Origin of the sequence: Aequorivita vitellina, from assembly GCF_022008365.1 — a bacterium.
GTDB lineage: Bacteria > Bacteroidota > Bacteroidia > Flavobacteriales > Flavobacteriaceae > Aequorivita > Aequorivita vitellina.
Genome location: NZ_JAIRBA010000150.1, coordinates 1 through 449, shown reverse-complemented (window position 1 = coordinate 449; position 449 = coordinate 1). Strand labels below are relative to the sequence as shown.

Annotated in this window: 1 protein-coding gene; it reads right to left on the bottom strand. The window is 43.7% G+C overall.

Annotation, left to right across the window (positions count from 1 at the left end; genetic code table 11):
- Positions 1 to 449: HYR domain-containing protein (locus tag K8089_RS16355; protein WP_237604347.1), on the bottom strand; the 449-nt coding region annotated here is incomplete at both ends.

The following is a 449-nucleotide window of genomic DNA, read 5'->3' as shown; positions in this document are numbered from 1 at the left end:
TATTCCTGCGATTGTTACCGTACCCGTTGCATCAAGTACTACTGTGATGTCTTGGCAAGCCACTACTGGCGCCGTAACATCTTCAACAGTTACTACAGCCGTACAGGTTGAAGTGTTTCCGTTTACATCGGTTACAGTTAAAATCACGTTATTGTCACCAACATCTGAACAGTCAAAAGTGTCAATATCAATACTAGTTGAAGCTACACCACACTGGTCTGTGCTTCCACCGTCAACATCTGCGGCAGTAATTGTTGCGTTACCAGTTGCATCAAGTTGGATGGTGATATTCTGACAAACAGCTACCGGAGCTTCATTGTCGGTTACAGTTATGGTGAAACTACAAGTGCTTGCGTTTCCATTTACATCAGTTGCTGTAAACTCTATAACATTTACACCTACTGGGAAACCGCTTCCACTTGGGTCGCCCATTGTTTGAACAATGCTTG